17 protein-coding genes, 2 tRNA genes and 1 pseudogene are annotated in these 16,970 nt (G+C 46.9%); 4 read left to right on the top strand and 16 right to left on the bottom strand.

Features of this window, described 5'->3' with window-relative positions; all coding sequences use genetic code 11:
* Positions 1 to 38: 38 nt before the first annotated feature.
* Positions 39 to 407 (bottom strand): NirD/YgiW/YdeI family stress tolerance protein, encoded by a 369-nt coding sequence (locus tag J699_RS03970; protein ID WP_005228356.1) that lies wholly within the window; start codon positions 405 to 407, stop codon positions 39 to 41.
* 141 nt (positions 408 to 548) lie between these two features.
* Entirely contained in the window at positions 549 to 965 is a 417-nt protein-coding gene (locus J699_RS03965) for a DoxX family protein (RefSeq protein WP_005228355.1), read from the bottom strand.
* Positions 966 to 1,201: 236 nt separating this feature from the next.
* Between J699_RS03965 and J699_RS03960 the strand changes: the two genes are divergently transcribed.
* A complete protein-coding gene (locus tag J699_RS03960; RefSeq protein ID WP_005228354.1) occupies positions 1,202 to 1,840 on the top strand; it encodes a DedA family protein in 639 nt (212 codons plus the stop codon).
* A gap of 12 nt (positions 1,841 to 1,852) precedes the next feature.
* Here the strand turns inward: J699_RS03960 and J699_RS03955 are convergent, their stop codons facing one another.
* From J699_RS03955 to J699_RS03935, 5 genes are all read right to left on the bottom strand, one after another.
* Complete coding sequence (locus J699_RS03955; RefSeq protein ID WP_005228353.1) at positions 1,853 to 2,443, bottom strand: LysE family translocator; 591 nt, start codon at positions 2,441 to 2,443, stop codon at positions 1,853 to 1,855.
* A 209-nt stretch (positions 2,444 to 2,652) separates the two neighbouring features.
* Complete coding sequence (locus J699_RS03950) at positions 2,653 to 3,042, bottom strand: hypothetical protein (RefSeq protein ID WP_005228352.1); 390 nt, start codon at positions 3,040 to 3,042, stop codon at positions 2,653 to 2,655.
* Between the two features lie 9 nt (positions 3,043 to 3,051).
* Entirely contained in the window at positions 3,052 to 3,894 is an 843-nt protein-coding gene (locus J699_RS03945; protein ID WP_032870966.1) for a ParA family protein, read from the bottom strand.
* A gap of 82 nt (positions 3,895 to 3,976) precedes the next feature.
* The gene (locus tag J699_RS03940; RefSeq protein WP_032870963.1) at positions 3,977 to 4,369 is read right to left on the bottom strand and encodes a SirB2 family protein; all 393 of its coding nucleotides are present in this window, start codon (positions 4,367 to 4,369) and stop codon (positions 3,977 to 3,979) included.
* A gap of 9 nt (positions 4,370 to 4,378) precedes the next feature.
* Entirely contained in the window at positions 4,379 to 4,687 is a 309-nt protein-coding gene (locus J699_RS03935) for a BolA family protein (RefSeq protein WP_005228347.1), read from the bottom strand.
* Positions 4,688 to 4,876: 189 nt separating this feature from the next.
* Between J699_RS03935 and J699_RS03930 the strand changes: the two genes are divergently transcribed.
* Together J699_RS03930 and J699_RS03925 are read left to right on the top strand one after the other, a co-directional pair.
* Positions 4,877 to 4,952, top strand: a tRNA-Gly gene (locus tag J699_RS03930).
* Between the two features lie 45 nt (positions 4,953 to 4,997).
* Positions 4,998 to 5,073, top strand: a tRNA-Gly gene (locus tag J699_RS03925).
* Between the two features lie 188 nt (positions 5,074 to 5,261).
* On the opposite strand, the gene J699_RS03920 is transcribed toward J699_RS03925, so the two are convergent.
* From J699_RS03920 to J699_RS03890, 7 genes are all read right to left on the bottom strand, one after another.
* Positions 5,262 to 6,617, bottom strand: coding sequence for an MFS transporter (locus J699_RS03920; protein ID WP_032870960.1), 1,356 nt, complete (start codon positions 6,615 to 6,617; stop codon positions 5,262 to 5,264).
* 121 nt (positions 6,618 to 6,738) lie between these two features.
* Positions 6,739 to 7,764 carry an enoyl-CoA hydratase/isomerase family protein gene (locus tag J699_RS03915; protein WP_032870957.1) on the bottom strand — a complete coding sequence of 342 codons (1,026 nt, stop codon included), beginning with the start codon at positions 7,762 to 7,764 and terminating at the stop codon, positions 6,739 to 6,741.
* A 12-nt stretch (positions 7,765 to 7,776) separates the two neighbouring features.
* Positions 7,777 to 8,550: an enoyl-CoA hydratase gene (locus J699_RS03910; protein ID WP_032870954.1), complete on the bottom strand. Its 774-nt coding sequence runs from the start codon at positions 8,548 to 8,550 to the stop codon at positions 7,777 to 7,779.
* 21 nt (positions 8,551 to 8,571) lie between these two features.
* The gene (locus tag J699_RS03905) at positions 8,572 to 9,699 is read right to left on the bottom strand and encodes an acyl-CoA dehydrogenase family protein (RefSeq protein ID WP_032870952.1); all 1,128 of its coding nucleotides are present in this window, start codon (positions 9,697 to 9,699) and stop codon (positions 8,572 to 8,574) included.
* 10 nt (positions 9,700 to 9,709) lie between these two features.
* Positions 9,710 to 11,359: an AMP-binding protein gene (locus J699_RS03900; protein WP_032870951.1), complete on the bottom strand. Its 1,650-nt coding sequence runs from the start codon at positions 11,357 to 11,359 to the stop codon at positions 9,710 to 9,712.
* An 81-nt stretch (positions 11,360 to 11,440) separates the two neighbouring features.
* Positions 11,441 to 12,331, bottom strand: a complete 891-nt coding sequence (gene mmsB / locus J699_RS03895; protein ID WP_032882940.1) for a 3-hydroxyisobutyrate dehydrogenase — start codon at positions 12,329 to 12,331, stop codon at positions 11,441 to 11,443.
* 11 nt (positions 12,332 to 12,342) lie between these two features.
* Positions 12,343 to 13,860, bottom strand: coding sequence for a CoA-acylating methylmalonate-semialdehyde dehydrogenase (locus J699_RS03890; protein ID WP_032882941.1), 1,518 nt, complete (start codon positions 13,858 to 13,860; stop codon positions 12,343 to 12,345).
* A gap of 165 nt (positions 13,861 to 14,025) precedes the next feature.
* Here J699_RS03890 and J699_RS0218855 point away from each other — a divergent pair.
* Positions 14,026 to 14,908, top strand: a pseudogene (locus J699_RS0218855) (LysR family transcriptional regulator).
* Between the two features lie 66 nt (positions 14,909 to 14,974).
* On the opposite strand, the gene J699_RS03885 reads toward J699_RS0218855, so the two are convergent.
* Positions 14,975 to 16,411 (bottom strand): amino acid permease, encoded by a 1,437-nt coding sequence (locus tag J699_RS03885; protein WP_032870943.1) that lies wholly within the window; start codon positions 16,409 to 16,411, stop codon positions 14,975 to 14,977.
* 193 nt (positions 16,412 to 16,604) lie between these two features.
* On the bottom strand, positions 16,605 to 16,964 hold the full coding sequence (locus J699_RS03880; RefSeq protein ID WP_032870941.1) for a RidA family protein: 360 nt from the start codon (positions 16,962 to 16,964) through the stop codon (positions 16,605 to 16,607).
* Positions 16,965 to 16,970 lie beyond the last annotated feature (6 nt).

Here is a 16,970-nt window from a genome sequence, read left to right on the forward strand (position 1 = left end):
AGATAATAAAAAAGGAAGCTTAGGCTTCCTTTTTTTAATTAATGCGCAAGTTTTTCAATTTTGACTACTTCAATATCGGTCGGCTTATAACGATGCGTATCGACTTCGCCAACCAAACGGACATGATCACCGACTTTGAGCTGGGCCTGACGCCAGATGTCATCATCGATTTCGACTCCAATAGTCCCGCTCTTGTCTTTAAACTCATAATGATCACCTTTTAATTGTTTGGTGATCTGACCCGTGAGCGTAATGCCGGTTTCATCGGCAAGTTTTGCCACCTGGCTGACCGTTACCACATTCTTTGCCGCTTCCTGCACAATCACGTGGTCATCTTTACCTGCCCAGCTCGTGGTTGATAGTCCCGCTAAAATCACAATCCCGCAACTTGCGATGAATTTTTTCATGTCATCTCCTGTTTTATTCTCAAGACTTATGATCTAAACAGAAATAGAGGTGCATGTCGGCTTAAGTTTGTAATCAAGCGTGAACTTTATGTACGGACAAAATAAAGCCCGCGTCTCAGCGCGGGCTTTAGGATTTTTTGATTATTTTTCGATGAGATGGTCCAGACTGAAACGGCCTGCGCCATACAGCATTAACGCGAAGAAACCACCTGCCATTGCAAAGTTCTTCATAAAATTAATCGCATCATCTGGTCCACCATGGAAGATGAATGCAGTGAGAATGCTAAAGATACCTAAGCCCAATGATGCAAAGCGGGTCTGGAAGCCAAATAGTAAGGCCAAGCCACCACCAAACTCAACCAGAATCACTAAGGGTAATAGAGCACCCGGAACACCCATGGATTCCATATAGCCAGCGGTGCCTGCATAGCCAACAATCTTGCCCCAGCCAGCCACAAGAAAGATATAAGCGAGCAATAAACGTGCAACCAAAATAACACCATTTGCTACGCCAGTTTGCGTTACGATATTTTTTACAACAACATTCGGATTAAACATGGTTGATCCCATACGGTTTGTTTTTTAACATGTTAGCAAGTTTATGTATCTTTAATTATGCAATAAATACCAAATTAGTTAACATATCGTTCTTTATTTGCAACAATAAAAGCATAATCTCAATGTAATCCTTTCCCTCAGTCCCCGGTAAAGTTACCAATTAATTTGCTTTTTATACTGACATTCTATAGAGGCACTGCTAGGATTTAGCTCACATTTACAGTGTTAACATCTTCATGGAACTCATTGATTTTATTCTGCACGTTGACGAACACCTTTTAGAATTTATTACCAATTATGGCGTGTGGATTTATGCCATCCTGTTTTTAATTATCTTTGTTGAAACCGGTCTGGTGGTGATGCCATTTTTACCCGGTGACAGCCTGTTATTTGCAGCAGGGGCACTCGCCGCTTCAACAGGTGCCATGGACCCATGGGTACTCGGTATTTTATTATTTATTGCTGCCGTACTCGGCGATACCGTAAATTATCATATTGGACGTTATATTGGTCCGCGGGTCTTTGAAACCAATTCCCGCTTTATCAATAAACAGCACCTGATCAAAACCCAGCATTTCTTTGCACGCCACGGCGGTAAAACCATTATTTTCGCCCGTTTTGTGCCTTTTGCCCGTACTTTTGCACCTTTTGTTGCCGGTGCAGGCAGCATGAACTATAAGTTCTTCCTGACTTATAACGTGATTGGTGCGTTCTGCTGGATTGCATCTTTTATTACATTGGGTTATTTATTCGGCAACATGCCAATTGTAAAGGATAATTTCACGCACCTGATTTTCGGTATCATTATTATCAGTGTATTACCGGGTGTGATTGGTTTTATTCGTCAGAAACTCAGTAACCGTAAAGGTCAATAATTGATAGCCGCTTTAAAACAGGCGAAAGATCATCGGTAACATACAAATCAGCAATAACACAGCCGATCCTTTATATAAATGATCGGCTTTAATTCCAATCAAGCTCCCCGCCATTAATGCACGTCCGAAGATCATCCAGAAAATACTAACCGGCAAAAGAATCAGGCTAAACACGGCAAATACCATGAGCGCATTTTCGATTGAATTCCAGGTTTCACTAGGGAAAATGCCTGCGGCCAACAACACCGTTTTCGGATTTTTTAAGGTCGACATGAACAACTGTCGCTTGCGGATATGCGGATGATGCTGATCATGTTTTTGCAGATGTGAACTTTTCCAGAGATGAAAAGCCATCCAGAGCACATAAAGCAAACTTGCGGTATGTAAAATCGCTCCCAGTGCAGGCCAGATCGGATCAAAAAGATGAATCAACAGTGCCCATAAACTGATGCCGTACATATATCCCAACCATTCGATTGGAATAAATTTGATGGTTTTGGGTACACCTTGTTGGTGGGTTGCACTGGCAAGTAAAGCGTTGGTCGGACCTGGAATCAGTAACACTGCCAACATCGCCAAAACAAAAAACCAACTCTCAATCATACACATACCGAACGACTATACATGGGCGCCACCTTAAACGAATTTAGGGCAAAAATACAAATTTCGGCAATAAAAACAGTAGGGTAAATAGCGGAATTTAGACGAGATAATTTTTTAAAAAATTGATTTTTATGATTATTTTTTGAAACATTTTGCGATAATTTAGTTATTTATCACCATAACGAATTATGGTGATAAACGGGTAGAAATTAAGATTTCGGACGCTGTTTTACGATAATCGGGCAACCTTTAAACTTGGCTGCCTGCACGATCGCATCTTGCTGTCCCAGCACATTGGCAAGTTCGGTATTCTTGGTATTCATCGACTGGCCCATGTTGACAGAAATGGATGGACCGAAGCCCCAACCACCACGGCCCCAGCCACCACCGAGTCCTACCCCCACGCCCATGCCGGTACGTTTTGGTGTTTGAACCCCGTTTTCAATATACAACTGAATACGGTTGTACTCGGCCTGTAATTGCTGACAGTTCAAGCCCTGATATTGTGTCGGTGAAACATAAGCTGGCTTAACCGTTGATGCACAAGCACCCAAAAGCATACTTGCCGCCAGAACAGGCATCCAATATAAACGTTTCATAATGTTCTCTTATTGCTTCGATTCAATCTCATTGAACAGGGTGACATAAGCAAGCGTCAACTTGTGTTCAGATGCCAGATGAACCAATGGTAAATTCTTTTGATGTGATTCTTTCATCAAGATCGATGGCGGCAACATGCTATCTAGCACAGGCAAACCTTCATCTTTGAGTTGTTGAACCACTTCTCGAGGTAACTTTGCCTGAGACTGGAACTGGTTGACCACAATTCCCTCAATCTCAAGGCGATCATTATGATCATCTTGGGTTTCGAGCACATTTTCAATCAAAGTTTGTAACGCGCGTTTGGAGAATACATCACAATCGAATGGAATCAGCACCCGGTCTGCTGAGATCAGCGCAGATAAGGTAAAGAAGTTAAAGGCAGGCGGCGTATCAATAAAGATCCGGTCATAACGTGCGCTGAGTGACTGAATCGAATCACGCAATTTATAGATTTTATGTTTACTTTCCAGTGCATGCTCTAAGCTACCCAGTCTTGGACTGGCCGGAATGACATCCAGATTCTCGAATGATGAGCGATGCACATAGCTGTCCAGCCCCTTGCCACGAGGTGCTTTTAAAATCGAACCAATGGCATTGCCAATCAGGCCTTTTTGCTGGGTCTGACCTAAAACGTCATCAAAGAAATTTTCAATATTGGGTTCTAACGCGGCTTTGTCCGCCGAATAGGTGGCATCCTCACCTAACAGGTACTGGCTTGAGTTTGCTTGTGGATCAAGATCAATGACCAGTGTTCTCAGGCCCTGTTTTGCACTAATTGCAGCCAGATTAACCGTAATACTCGATTTCCCCACACCACCTTTCTGGTTAAACACCACACGCGTTAACATGATTTCCCTCTACCCTGTTTTTTTTAAACTGCACGCAGTTTAACCTAGTGCAAAAACAATTTCTAAATACAATGTCCAACAATCAGGCAAAAACCGGTTTAATCATCACAAGACCGAGAATCCCGACCATGGCCACTGTACCAATCAGCAACCCTGCACGGCGTTGTTCCAGCAAGATACTGCTGTCTTGCTTATAGGTTTTGATCAATGATGACCACAACACAAAGAACAGGATCACTTTGGCATAGAACCACGGCTGCACATCAAAGTTCTTCATCGCCAGCAAGATCACACCCGTAACAATAATCATGGTCAACGATAAATGCTGTAAGCCAACCATCGCTTTACGGGCCTTTAGATTGGGCTGCTGATCCTGTATACCCACAAATAAGGTCGAACCGCGTAATACAAAAGCAATAATCAACAGGCTCATTGCAAGCAGATGCAGCATTTTCGTGATGAGATGTAGGTCCATGATCCGTCCTTAAGCTTTTGGTGCATGTGCACAGTCAGGACTGGCAGGGGCTTCACCTTGCCATTCACTCGGGATATAGGCATGAATCGCCAGCGCATGGATACGACCCGGGCTCATTAGCTCGGCAGCAACGGCATAAATCTTTTGATGACGCTGTACCAGACGTAAGCCTTGGAATTCATCGCTGACCACAATCACTTTAAAATGTGATTCTTTCCCTGGGAAATAACCACCATGTCCTGCTGACTCATTAATCACTTCGAGATGAGTGGGTGCCAGTGTTTGTAAACGTTCAATCAACTGTTGTTCTAAATTCATGAGTCAGGCTGTCCGGTCAGATTGAGATAGTTCATTAGTATACATGACCTCTCTTGAAGCGAAACTTTTATCCATTTTTTTGCTTTTTAGGTTATTTTTGAATGAAAATGCTTTTATTTTATGCAATTAAACAATTTCTTTGCATAAAGTTGTTGACCCTTGTTTTGCTTAATGTATTATAGCTGGCACGCGGGAATAGCTCAGTTGGTAGAGCATAACCTTGCCAAGGTTGGGGTCGCGAGTTCGAGTCTCGTTTCCCGCTCCAGATTGGTTTTTTTAAGTGTAAGTTTTAGTAAAAACTGCTCAATATGCGGGAATAGCTCAGTTGGTAGAGCATAACCTTGCCAAGGTTGGGGTCGCGAGTTCGAGTCTCGTTTCCCGCTCCAAATTTAAAAGGCCCTTATCGAAAGATGAGGGCTTTTTTCTTTGTCTAAAGATTATGCTCCACGTGGAACATCAAAAATAATTAAGCGCTAATATTAGATTTCTCCACCTTGCATAAAAATCCTTAAAAATAAAAAGGTGCCCCTCAGCACCGAGAAACACTTTTTTCCTTTCATTTTTGAATAAACCGCTATTCTGTCATCTTGGCTTGCAGTTTGCCGCCTTGCTTGTTGTTCTCCGTGGCCAATGCCTGCTGACGGTGATCTCGTGGCATAAATGAAGTGGCAATAATGGCAACAACTGCCATTGAAGCAATATACAACATGATGAGATAAGGATTGCCAGCGCCAACGCTTAATAGTTTGGTCGCAATCAGCGGTGCAAGACCACCACCGACAACACCTGCTAGCTGGACCGAAATCGAGATACCGCTATAACGGATCTCTGCGGGAAACTGCCGTGCAAACAATTGTGCCTGCGGTGCATACATGAGCGGAAAGACCACACCGATTGCTAACACAATCGCCGCCCACACCAGCACCGGGTCTTTGCTATTGAGCATGCTAAAGAAGGGATAACAATACAGCGCCAGCACACACAGACCGAACATGAACATATTGCGCTGCCCAACCTTATCGGACAGATGTCCACATAACGGCGTCATCACCATAATCACGGCGGCACCGCAAATGGTGGCAAATAAAATTTCCTGTCTGGCAATGCCCAGTTGTGTGGTGGTGTAGGCCAAAGTAAAAGTAGAGGCAATATAAAACCATGCATTCTCTGCTGCACGTGCCACAATAATGCTGATCAATTGCTTGGGATGCTGCTTGAATACCTGTAAGGCCGGCACTTTAATTGCTTCAGCCTGTTGTTTGACTTTTTCAAAGTCTGGCGACTCCGGCACCTTCACCCGGATGTACCAACCGACTACCAGTAAAATAATGCTCGCCAGGAAGGGAATCCGCCAGCCCCAGCTAAACAGGGCCTGTTCAGGTAATAAAGACACCAGCCCCAAGGCAATCGAAGCCAGCATCAGTCCGCCGCCCGTGCTGGCCTGAGGAAGACTGCCCCAGAAGCCCTTTTTGCCTTCTGGGGCATGTTCAACCGCCATCAAAACTGCACCGCCCCACTCGCCACCCATCGCCATCCCTTGGATAAAGCGTAAGATCACCAAGCCAATCGCAGCCCAGTAGCCAATTGATTCATAAGTCGGTAACAGACCGATCAGCACTGTGGGTATTCCCATCAGCATCAAGGTCAGCAGTAACATCGATTTGCGGCCAATCTTGTCACCAAAATGCCCAAATACCAGACCACCCAGAGGTCGGCCAATGAATCCCACCGCATAGGTTGCAAAGGCAGCGAGTACGCCCGTCAGTGGATCAAGATTCGGGAAAAATAATTTATTGAAAATTAAAGCTGCTGCTGCACCGTAAATAAAAAAGTCATACCACTCAATGGTGGTCCCCACCATACTGGAGATACCTGCCAGTCGATGAGATGACTTGTTAGGAGATGAACCGTTTCCATGTATTGTTTGCATCGTCATTTTCCTTGCTTGGATATTCTTGTTTTATATTTTTGTGCTGATGCTCAATCCTGATCACCAGCATGTTCAGCTTGTTGATACTCCTTGAGGTTTGTAGATAGAAGGGGGAGTGAATTTAGCTCAGTTTTTCCAGTATCTGTTCCAGTTCAGGGTTACGCTGTTGCCATTTTGGCTGTTTGTCTTTATCGACAATTAAGGCGCGCACCCCTTCAATAAAATCACCATGTTCAAACCAGATATCCTGTAAATCCCGTTCCAGTTGCATACACTGCTGCAAAGACAATCCACGGCCCAGATACTGTAATTTCAGGCTGGTTTGTTTGGCAATAAAGGAACGTTGCTGCAAAATCTCCAGCAGCTTGCTGGCCCAAGCTTTGAGCGGTTCCTCCTGCTCATGTTCAAGACTGTGCTCAATCTCATCCAGATGCTGAAAACCGAAATGCTTACGGATCGGCTCGACCAATTGCTGGAGTTCACTTTCAGCAGGACGGGGAATAAAACGGGCAATGATCTGTTCAATATTGGCTTTGCTCAGGTTGGGTGCTGCAATCAACGCCTCTTGTAAGGCAGACAATTGCTCACTCGGCACATGGTAATCGATCAGATCAAGATAGAGCGCATCGCTGCTGCTGATCTGTTCTCCCGTAATCGCCATATACACGCCAATATCATCCAGCCGAGACAGGAAATGGGTTGCACCCACGTCTGGGAAAAAGCCAATCGCGGTTTCAGGCATGGCGAATCTGGACTTTTCACTACTCACCACAATATGACAGGCCTGGGCCAAGCCAAAACCGCCACCCAGTACATAGCCATCGAGGAGGACCATCACGGGCTTTGGATATTCGCGTAGCAAATTCAGCATTTTATATTCAGCGCTGAAATAGCCTTTATAATCAGCGGTTGCATTCTTATAACTATCATACAGATAACGGATATCACCACCGGCACAGAAGGCTTTAGGGCTATTCGATTTGATCAGGACCGCCTGAATGGCTGCATCATTGCGCCACAGTTGCAGCTGTGTGCAGATACCTTCAATCATATCGAGCGATAACGCATTCAAATGCTTGACCCGATCCAGACTGATGACGCCTAAGCTACCTTGTTGCTCAATCATTAAGTGATTTTCTGTATTCATTTTCTTGATCCCTTATTGATTTTTAAAGTTTGCCTGCCGTTTTTCCACAAAGGCCTGCATGCCCTCTTTTTGATCTGAGGTCGCAAAAATCGAATGGAACATACGGCGCTCAAAACGCAGACCTTCGGTGAGATTGACCTCGAAGGCACGATTGATGGTTTCTTTCAGCATCATGTTGGCGGTTAAAGAACGCGCTGCAATTTTTTCTGCGGCTTGTAGGGTCTGCTCCAGTAATTGTTCTTTGCCAAACACACGTGCCACCAAACCACTTTGTTCTGCCTCGACCGCACCCATTTGCCGTGCGGTAAAACACATTTCCATAGCTTTGGCTTTACCAATCGCGTGGGTTAAACGCTGTGTACCACCAATGCCCGGTATGACACCTAAAGTCACTTCGGGTAAACCAAACTTGGCATTGTCTGCACAATAGATAAAGTCACACATCAGTGCCAGTTCACAACCACCACCCAACGCATAGCCACTTACCGCTGCAATGAGCGGTTTACGGCGTTGCGCGATTCGATCTGCCAGATGGAAAAAGTCGTCGAAGTAGATATCTGGAAATGCCAGATCAGCCATTTCCTTAATATCGGCCCCTGCGGCAAACGCCTTTTCAGACCCTGCCAATACCATGCAGCCAATCTCACGATCTTTTTCGAGTTGGTCTAAGGCCTGATTGATTTCACTAATCAATTCACTATTCAGCGCATTCAAGGCTTGCGGACGATTGAGGGGAATCAGCCCAACCCCATGACGCTTTTCTAATAAAATACTGTTCCACTGCATGCTTGATTCCTTGCTTTGCTTTTATAGACTACGTGCGATCACTAAACGCTGGATATCGCTGGTGCCTTCATAAATCTGACAAATACGTGCATCACGGTAGATCCGCTCAATCGGGAAGTCTTTCAGATAGCCGTAGCCACCAAATACCTGTAATGCATTTGAACAGACCCGTTCTGTCATTTCCGAAGCGAACAGCTTGGCCATTGAGGCTTCATTGAGACAGGGTTGCCCTGCTTCTTTGAGTCGTGCAGCGTAGTGCACCAGCTGTCGGGCCGCTTCGATTTCGGTCGCCATACTGGCAAGACGGAATGCCAGCGCCTGATGCTCAAAGATCGGCTTACCAAAGGTTAATCGTTCTTTGGCATAGCGGGTGGCCTCTTCCAGCGCCGCCCGTGCCAGACCGACGGCCTGTGCGGCAATACCAATACGCCCCCCTTCCAGATTGGCCAGCGCGATTTTTAAACCTTCACCCTCTTTACCCAGCATCAGGCTTTTATGAATACGCACATCTGTCAGGGCAATCTGGCAGGTATCCGAAGCATGCAGGCCGAGTTTTTCTTCCACCCGAATCACTTCATAACCCGGAGTATCACGTGGCACAAGGAAGGCACTAATGCCCTTTTTACCTGCGCTCGGATCAGTCACGGCAAATACGATAATCACGCCTGCGTTATCACCCGAGGTAATAAATTGCTTGGCGCCATTCAGAATATAGTCATCGCCATCTTTTACTGCACGGGTCTTAATGGCTGCGGCATCTGAACCTGTATGCGGTTCAGTCAAGGCAAAAGCACCGATCATTTCACCTTGTGCCAAGGGTTTTAAAAAGCGTTCTTTCTGTTCATCGCTACCAAATTTTAAAATCGGCACACAGCCCACCGAGTTATGTACACTCATAATGGTTGAGGTCGCACCATCGGCCGCAGCGACTTCTTCAAGTGCCAGCACATAGGCCAGATTACCGGTGTCGGAACCGCCCCATTGCTCGGGAATCAGCATGCCCATAAAACCGAGCTGCCCCATTTGTGCAAGCGCATCTTTGGGAAAGGTACCATGTCGATCCCAATCACTGGCATTGGGTTTAAGCTGTTCTTGGGCGAAACTTTTCGCCATATCCCGTATTAAGACTTGTTCTTCGGTCAATTGCATCTTGTCTTCCTTACCCTGCCTTTGCTTGCTGTTTGGCAATTTCCTGATTACGTAATAAAAAGCGCTGAATCTTGCCACTTGGTGTTTTCGGCAGTTCAGTCACGAATTCGACCAGTCGTGGATAAGCATGTGCTGATAAGCGTTTTTTCACAAACTGGCTCAGCTCTTCCGCCAACTGTTCCAGAGGTTGTATCCCCGCAGCCAAAATCACGAAAGCCTTCACTACTTCAGTACGGTCCGGATCAGGCACGCCGATGACCGCTGCCTCAACCACCGCATCATGTTCCAGCAAGGCACTTTCCACATCAAACGGCCCGATCCGGTAGCCTGAGGTGGTGATCACATCGTCACTACGACCAACAAAGCTCATACTGCCATCGGCATGTAATTCGGCGGTATCACCTGTGAGATAGTAGTGCCCGACAAATGGCGATTTACGACTTTCCTTATAGCCGCCAAACCACATCATCGGCGACTGGCTGATATCCACGGCCAGAATCCCTGGCGTATCTGCGGGCAGTTCCTCGCCCTGTTCATTGACTACGGCAACGCGATAACCTGCGCTGGCAAAACCGGCGGAACCTGCACGAATGCTATGACTTAAACCATGATGATTACACACCACCATACCGACTTCGGTCTGGCCATAATGATCATAAATCGGGGCATCCAGCACCTGCTTAAACCAGCGAATCACTTCAGGATTGAGCGGTTCACCGGCACTGCTGACCACACGGAACTGGCCTTTTAACGGCGCCATCTGAGCAGGATCAGCCGCCATCATCATGCGATAAGCCGTTGGTGCTCCCGCCAGATTGGTAATCTGATAATCCTTGACGATCTGACACAAGCTATCGGTACTAAAACCGCCTTCATAGAACAAGGTGGCATGACCCAAGAATAGTGGCCCGGTAATGGCATAGTACAAACCATAAGCCCAACCCGGATCAGCAATATTCCAAAACGAATCTTGTTCTCTTAGACCAATGGCATCTTGCATATAACGACCAAACGCCAGCAAGGCTTTTAACGGCACTTCTAGCGGTTTGGCAGGCCCTGTGGTGCCCGAGGTAAACATTAGTAGAAAGGGATCCTGGATGCTTCGCATCACCAGTTCACATTGATCAGGCTGCTGTTTGACTTCATCCCAAAAGTTAAAGTCACCTGACTTCAACGGCGCACCGTGTGGATCAGCAACCGTGACAATCGCGGGACAGTGTGCAATCTCATCCAGTTTGATGCGGTTGGTCACATCGGTCACCACCAACTTGCTTTGTGCCAGTTGCAGACGATGCTCGATTGCCTTTGGGCCAAAGGCCGTGAATAAGGGCTGATAGACAGCGCCAATACGCCAAGCCGCGAAAATCGTCACCAGCAGTTCAGGCGTTCTCGGCAATAGACCTGAAACACGGTCACCGGCTTCGACACCTTGCGACTTTAAAAAATTGGCAAATTGACTCGACCATTGCTGCAACTGGCGAAAGGTATATTGTTCTTTGCGACCGTCTTTGCCTTGCCAGTACAAGGCAATTTTGTCGCCTTGCGCATGTCGGTCACAACATTCATAACAGGCATTCAGTGCATCCATTGAACCGGATAACATGTGTTTTGCAGTACTTTCCAGATCGAAAGCCTGTACCATCTCTTTATAATTCAACATCTGTGTTCCCTCAGTCTGGATTCATTGTTATTCATGACAGGGTTTAATTTCTGAATAAAAGCCATCCTTTGGCTTTCGTTTTTATGCCTCTGGCGGCAGGTATTGCTGAATAATGCTGGAAAAATCAAGATGCGCATGACCACGCATGCACATTTGCTGATATAGCTGCTGCACCATCCCGCCCAACACTACAGGCTGCTTGACCTGCCCTGCGGCTTCAACCGCAAGACCCAAATCTTTCAGCATCAACTGGGTGGCAAAACCATCCTGATAGCCCCGTGAAGCAGGGGCATTTTCACTGATATGTGGCCACGGGTTACAGACTTCCGAGCTCCAGCAACGACCGCTTGAGGTGTTAATCACACCAGCCAACGCCTGCGGATCAATGCCAAGTTTGGCACCGAGTGCCATGCCTTCCGCCACCGCCGCCATGGAAATCCCGAGAATCAGGTTATTACAGATTTTGGCAATCTGCCCTGCACCGACATCGCCACAATGCACCACGTTTTTGCCCATGTGACCGAGTACCGGTTTCACTTCATCAAAGGTCTGATCATTGGCACCGACCATAAAGGTCAGCGTACCCGCTTGTGCGCCAATGGTGCCGCCGGAAACCGGCGCATCGCAAATATGAATGTTTTTAGCTTGCGCAACTGCTGCAATGTCCTTGATGGTTTGCGGGTCAATGGTACTGCTGTCAATGCATAAGCTGCCTGCTTTTAGCACTTCCAGAACCCCATTGTCACCTAAGTAAACGTCTTTAACATGCTTTGCTGCAGGTAACATGCTGATCACGACATCGGCTTTTTTTGCCGCTGCCTGCGGGCTGTCGCAAACTACGCCACCCGCCTCGGCAAAGTGCTGAATGGCTACGTCGCTGAGGTCATAACCATAGACTGTGAGTCCGGCTTTGAGCAGGTTTTGGGCCATTCTGCCGCCCATATTACCTAGACCGATAAAGGCGATATTCATCCGTGATCCCCTTAACGTAAACTGATGGTGGTATTGACAGCGCCAACTTCGTGGCTGTCTTCAAACCAGCGACTGGTAATGGTTTTGGTTTGGGTATAGAACTGCACTGCCTGTTTGCCGTAAGGTCCTAAATCACCGAGTTTTGAACCACGGGAACCGGTGAAACTAAAGAACGGTACAGGCACTGGAATCGGAATGTTGATTCCCACCTGACCGATATCAATCAGGTTCTGGAAAGTCCGTGCAATCGCACCACTTTGCGTGAATAAGCCCACGCCATTACCAAATGGGTTGGCATTGATCAGCGCAATCGCTTGTTCAAGCGTATCAACACAGATAATCGACAATACTGGGCCAAAGATTTCCTCTTTATAAATGCGCATGTCAGTATTCACGCCACTAAAAATCGTCGCCCCGACAAAGTTACCTGCTTCATAACCTTGCACCTGAACCTCACGACCATCAAGCAGCAGTTCTGCGCCTTGCTCGACTCCGCTATTGATCAAGTCCAGTACACGGGCTTTGGCACGTTTTGAAATGACCGGGCCAATATCGGTATTCGGCTCATGCCCTGCATTGACTGTTAAAGTCTTGGCTTTTTCAACCAGTTCCGGAATCCAGTGCTTGCTGTCACCGACCATCACCGCCACTGACAACGCCATACAGCGTTGCCCTGCTGCACCAAAAGCCGCACCCACCAAGGCATTCAGGGTTTGTTCCTTATTGGCATCAGGCATTACCGCGACATGGTTTTTCGCACCCATCATCGACTGCACACGCTTGCCATGTTGTCCTGCAAGGTTATAGACATGAGTGCCGACCGCAGTCGAACCGACAAATGAAATCGCTTTAATATCAGGATGGGTACATAAGCGATCAACCACTTCTTTACCACCATGCACGACATTGAGCACACCCGCTGGAATGCCCGCCTGAATTGCCAGCTCTACCAGCATCATGGTTGAAAGCGGATCTTGTTCGGATGGTTTTAAAACAAAGGTATTGCCACAGACGATCGCCATCGGAAACATCCACAACGGAATCATGGCAGGGAAATTAAATGGGGGAATGCCCGCGCACACACCCAATGGTTGCTGCAAGGTATAGGTATCGACACCACGCGCCACACCTTCGACGTATTCTCCCATTTGCAAGGTTCCGACTGAACAGGCATGTTCAACCACCTCCAAACCGCGTTGAATATCACCTTCCGCATCCGCCAGCGTTTTACCTTGTTCGGCAGTCAGTACCTGTGCAATTTCTTTCATGTTGGCACGAATCAGGTCTTGCAGTTTCAGCATGATACGCATACGTGCCTGAATCGGGGTTTGACGCCACGATGCAAAAGCATCTTGTGCAGCCTGGATCGCCGCATCAACTTCCTGCGCCGTTGCAAAGGGTACACGACCAATCACTTGCTGCGTCGCAGGGTTGACAATGTCTTGCCATTGCTGGGTTTCAGACTCGATAAAATTGCCGTTAATGAGTAATTTGGCGGTGTCCAACTGGATGTTCTGGATTGTGTTCATAACCTCTCCATAGGTCGTATTTTTATTGTGTTACATCATCGGAAATACGCTTGGGTGGTATTTTCCTGATTAGGCTTTTATCTGAGACTAACAAAGAAAGCTTTGACCACCAATGCAAATTCATGCACGATTGTTGTGCAAATATGCACAGGGAATACAATAACAATGAAAGTGGATTGGGATCATCTACAATTTTTTCTGGTTTTGGCAAGAACCAAGACCTTGACCAATGCAGCACGCGTGATTGGGGTCGAACATAGTACTGTCGCCAGACGGATTCAGGCCTTGGAGCAGACCTTAGGCACCACCCTGTTTAAGCGTGAAGCCACAGGTTATGAGCTGACGCTGGAAGGAATGGCGCTGGTCCCACGGGTCGAACAAATGGAACAGGCTTTTCTGCAGATTGAAAAGCCCGATCAGCCTTTGCAAGGACGTGTGCGAATTGGCACACCAGAAGGCTTTGGTACGGCGTTTTTAGCCCGCTTGCTGGCAGAGTTTTCGATCCAGTATCCGTTGCTCACCATCGACCTGATTCCGGTACCGAAAATGATCAAGCTGTCCCATCGCGAAGCGGATATTGTGGTCTCGATTGAGCGTCCAACCTCGGGGCCTTATATCATTACCCGACTCTCCGATTATTGTTTAAAAATTTATGGCAGCCAGCGCTATCTGGCCCAAAACCCCGCCGATTCGGGGTCTGGATGATTTAACCCAGCATCGTTTCGTCAATTATATTGATGATCTGGTGTATAGCCCGGAGCTGTATTGTCTGGAACGCTTACCCTTAAAATTGAGCGCTAACTTCCGGAGCAGCAGTATTCTGGCGCAACAGATTGCAGTCAGTGCAGGCGCAGGACTGGCGATTTTGCCCAAGTTTCTGGCCGATGATAAACCTGAGCTTGAAGCGGTATTGCAACAACAGGTGCGCTTTACCCATACCTTCTGGATGCTGACTTTTGTTGATCTACAACATGATCCGCGCATCAAACTGGTCTGGGATTATTTACGACAGCAGGCAGATCAATACCAACAGCTACTGGTGGACTAGACCAATTTAACCAGAGCATAAAAAAAGCCGATCACTATAGATCGGCTTTCATCCACTCGGCAGGATTTATTGCACCAGTTCACGACCGAGTTTTTTCATTCTTGGCTTATACAGCAACTGATAGGTCACCGCCAACAGAATCACCCATAACGGACTGACATACAGTGCTTTTAAGGTATCTGGTTCCAATGCCAAGATCACCAGTGCAAATAGCAAGAAGGCAATCACCACATAAGACATGAAGACACCACCCGGCATTTTAAACTTCGACTGCGCATGCAGTTCCGGGCGTAACTTACGGTAGCGGATATAGCACACCATAATCAGACTCCAGACACTGATGAACAGAATGACACACAATGAACTCGCCAAGGTAAAGGCTTCAAGAGTATTCGGTACAAAGTATTGCAGTACGGCCCCACCCATGATGAACACACAGGAAAAGATCAGACCATTGGCAGGTACAGCGCTCTTGGATAACCGTGCAAATGCATTCGGTGCCTGACCATCTTTAGACAGGCCAAACAGCATACGGCTGGTGGAGAATACGCCACTGTTCATCGATGACATTACTGAAGACAGCACCACCAGATTCATGATAATAGCCGAGGTGACAATCCCGGCATTCATGAACAATTCCACAAATGGGCTCTTGTCGGCACGGATAATGTTCCATGGCGTGACCGACATTACCACCAGTAAAGCCAGTACATAAAACAGGATAATCCGGATCGGAATGGCATTAATCGCTTTTGGCAGGTTCTTATGCGGATCTTTGGTTTCTGCCGCTGTGGTTCCAATCAGTTCCACCCCGACAAAGGCAAAGACTGCAATCTGGAAACCTGCCAAGAAACCATCCAGTCCTTTAGGGAACATCCCGCCATGTGACCAGACATTACTCAGTGATGCCACCGCGCCATGGGGAGCATGGAAATGGCTAAAGATCATATAACCGCCGACACCAATCAGCCCGAGGATGGCCAGAATCTTGATCAGGGCAAACCAGAATTCAATTTCGCCAAACAGACGCACCGTCAGCAGATTTAGGAACAAAACAAACAGCACACAACCGGCACTGATGGCGGCCTGCCCGATCGGGGTAAACATGGTGCCTTCAGGCAGCCAGAAGGTTAAATAGTTGATCACGGCGGCCAGATCGGCGATCCCAACCAGTACCCAGCCCAGCCAGTAGGTCCAGCCCATATAGTAGCCAGCCCATGGGCCAATCAGGTCATGCGCCATGTCGACAAAAGATTTATAGTGTAAATTTGCCAGCAACAACTCGCCGAGTGCTCGCATCAAAAAGAAGAACATCCCGCCGATAATCATGTAAATAAACAGAATCGATGGGCCTGCCAGTGAAATAGTTTTTCCTGAGCCCATGAACAGGCCCGTACCGATGGCACCGCCAATTGCAATCAGTTGCAAATGGCGATTGGAGAGTTTGCGCTGCAAGTCATGGGGCGACTGTTCGCCTTCTGACTGTTGATGTGTAACCGTCATAACCAAAAGTTCCTTTTTACGTTTCCCTCATGAGCCAGCCTGTTATTGTTGTGCTATTACTAGCCGTCCATTCCTGCGGGCTGACTCATTTTTAATTGCAAGAAAATACGTATCTCACTACGTTTTATCTACTGCAAATACGTTACTTTTCTTCTTTTTTTATATTTTTTAAGCAAAAATAAAGCGGATCGCTTTATTTTTGTGCTGCAACAACCGCAATTTCGATCAACCACTTTGGATTGACCAGATCTGCCTGAATAGTGGCACGTGAAGGCGCAACATAACCTTTTAACCAGTCAATCCAGATAGTATTCACCACAGGGAAGTCTGAAAGATTTTTTAAAAACAGTTGCGCAGAGAGCAAGCGAGATTTATCGGTTCCTGCTGAAGCCAGTAACTGTTCGATGGTGGCAAGCACTTCACGGGTTTGTCCTTCAATATCCAGATCGGCATTTTTAGGTACCTGACCGGACAAATACACCACTTTATTGAATACCGTTACCGCACTCATGACTTCGTTGGTGTTGATCTTTTGAATATCTGAATTTGACATGATTAT

This window comes from Acinetobacter sp. 1000160 (genome assembly GCF_000588715.1).
In the GTDB taxonomy this organism is placed as follows: domain Bacteria; phylum Pseudomonadota; class Gammaproteobacteria; order Pseudomonadales; family Moraxellaceae; genus Acinetobacter; species Acinetobacter courvalinii.

Excerpts from the sequence above, each read along its gene's own strand:
- J699_RS03970 (WP_005228356.1), bottom strand. The coding sequence starts at position 407 with ATGAAAAAATTCATCGCAAGTTGCGGGATTGTGATTTTAGCGGGACTA.
- J699_RS03965 (WP_005228355.1), bottom strand. The coding sequence starts at position 965 with ATGTTTAATCCGAATGTTGTTGTAAAAAATATCGTAACGCAAACTGGC.
- J699_RS03960 (WP_005228354.1), top strand. The coding sequence starts at position 1,202 with ATGGAACTCATTGATTTTATTCTGCACGTTGACGAACACCTTTTAGAA.
- J699_RS03955 (WP_005228353.1), bottom strand. The coding sequence starts at position 2,443 with ATGATTGAGAGTTGGTTTTTTGTTTTGGCGATGTTGGCAGTGTTACTG.
- J699_RS03950 (WP_005228352.1), bottom strand. The coding sequence starts at position 3,042 with ATGAAACGTTTATATTGGATGCCTGTTCTGGCGGCAAGTATGCTTTTG.
- J699_RS03945 (WP_032870966.1), bottom strand. The coding sequence starts at position 3,894 with ATGTTAACGCGTGTGGTGTTTAACCAGAAAGGTGGTGTGGGGAAATCG.
- J699_RS03940 (WP_032870963.1), bottom strand. The coding sequence starts at position 4,369 with ATGGACCTACATCTCATCACGAAAATGCTGCATCTGCTTGCAATGAGC.
- J699_RS03935 (WP_005228347.1), bottom strand. The coding sequence starts at position 4,687 with ATGAATTTAGAACAACAGTTGATTGAACGTTTACAAACACTGGCACCC.
- J699_RS03920 (WP_032870960.1), bottom strand. The coding sequence starts at position 6,617 with ATGCAAACAATACATGGAAACGGTTCATCTCCTAACAAGTCATCTCAT.
- J699_RS03915 (WP_032870957.1), bottom strand. The coding sequence starts at position 7,764 with ATGAATACAGAAAATCACTTAATGATTGAGCAACAAGGTAGCTTAGGC.
- J699_RS03910 (WP_032870954.1), bottom strand. The coding sequence starts at position 8,550 with ATGCAGTGGAACAGTATTTTATTAGAAAAGCGTCATGGGGTTGGGCTG.
- J699_RS03905 (WP_032870952.1), bottom strand. The coding sequence starts at position 9,699 with ATGCAATTGACCGAAGAACAAGTCTTAATACGGGATATGGCGAAAAGT.
- J699_RS03900 (WP_032870951.1), bottom strand. The coding sequence starts at position 11,359 with ATGTTGAATTATAAAGAGATGGTACAGGCTTTCGATCTGGAAAGTACT.
- mmsB (WP_032882940.1), bottom strand. The coding sequence starts at position 12,331 with ATGAATATCGCCTTTATCGGTCTAGGTAATATGGGCGGCAGAATGGCC.
- J699_RS03890 (WP_032882941.1), bottom strand. The coding sequence starts at position 13,860 with ATGAACACAATCCAGAACATCCAGTTGGACACCGCCAAATTACTCATT.
- J699_RS03885 (WP_032870943.1), bottom strand. The coding sequence starts at position 16,411 with ATGACGGTTACACATCAACAGTCAGAAGGCGAACAGTCGCCCCATGAC.
- J699_RS03880 (WP_032870941.1), bottom strand. The coding sequence starts at position 16,964 with ATGTCAAATTCAGATATTCAAAAGATCAACACCAACGAAGTCATGAGT.